We start from the raw sequence: 1,313 nt of genomic DNA, 5'->3' as shown, positions 1-1,313 counted from the left end.
GTTCTCTAGATCTTTTTAAAGAGCAATTGAATCATTAATTCATGCCCAAATCATAACACATCAGGGCAGGATTACGCACGCTCAGTGCTCACTAAAACAGGGGTTATTTGAACCATGCCAAGTTTTTTTGCGTTGGATAAGCGGGTTTAATTCCTAGCTCTCGATTCCATAGGCGCGCGTGATGAGCACAGATATTACGGATTACTGTTAAAGTGTGAAGCCAGCTCTCAAGCAATGGAGCAAAGAGATCAAATCCACTGGCAATAATTTTTTTATCCTTATCTTTGGCTAATCCTTTGAATAGGTGGGATAGTTCGCCCAAGGATAATTCTTCTAACATTGCCCAGGAAGGCATTAACTCAGGATCATTATAGGTTAGAGTATAATGCCGAGCATAACTTTCTTGTTGGCGTTTGAGTTTGAGGCGGTTTTTGTAAACTTCATCGGCTGTTTGCAAAGCATCAATGCGTTGGCACTCACGTTCATAGTCATCAAGTGCGATTTGTTGTTTGCCTTGAATATTTTGAATTAAGCGCAAATGGTCATAATTCTTTTTGAAATAAATTCTATCTAAGTACCAATGTGATCCATATAGTGCATTTAATTTATTGGATATATGGGCTCTAATGGCAACCTCAGTTCGTTCAACGGCATCTATTATTAATAATCGAAGCTTTCTATCAAAGTCATATAGCCTGGTAAGCTGGCTAAATTTTGTTCCAGATAAAAACTGATGACGGTTATCAGGGTGTTGAAATGGCCGCATATAAGGTGTTAGTCGGAAAAAGCTAACTGCTTCAAGAAAACATAAAGCTCGCGCCTCATCAAAGATAATCAATCCGCGTTGCTTAAGAAGTTCAATTTGTTGTTCTGGTGTAATTGCTGGTTTGGTGAAAACTGCCTTCATTGGCCACCTAATTTTAGATATAAAAAAACCCGCACGATTTGAGCTTGCTGACCTTGGTCAATAGAGGCTTGGCGGGTGTGTTATCAGTAATTATAGCTAGTCATAAAATAATGTAAAGTATTTTACGGATCATTCGTGGTTAATTTTTATACATATTTCTATGTATTTGAAATTCGGCTTAAAAATATTCAAAGGACAAAAAGGCTACAATATAAGTACGGATAAGGATGATTTATTAAGGATTAAAGGTGTTAATTTCACTTAGCCTTCAAGATAACTACATTTTTCACTCATGTTACGCACATAAACTTGTAGTTTGACTAAAAAGCATTAGAATTCCGCCCTTAATTTTAGGGAGGGAATTAAATGGATATGCTTGATCTTTATAGTGATTATTTGATTTTCC

Annotated in this window: 1 protein-coding gene; it reads right to left on the bottom strand. The window is 36.6% G+C overall.

What is annotated here, in order from left to right:
• Positions 1-103: 103 nt before the first annotated feature.
• Complete coding sequence (locus ELY15_RS15815) at positions 104-907, bottom strand: Abi family protein (RefSeq protein ID WP_127101721.1); 804 nt, start codon at positions 905-907, stop codon at positions 104-106.
• Positions 908-1,313 lie beyond the last annotated feature (406 nt).

The organism is Legionella sp. km772, assembly GCF_003989735.1.
GTDB lineage: Bacteria > Pseudomonadota > Gammaproteobacteria > Legionellales > Legionellaceae > Legionella.
This window is presented reverse-complemented; position numbering and strand designations above follow the sequence as displayed.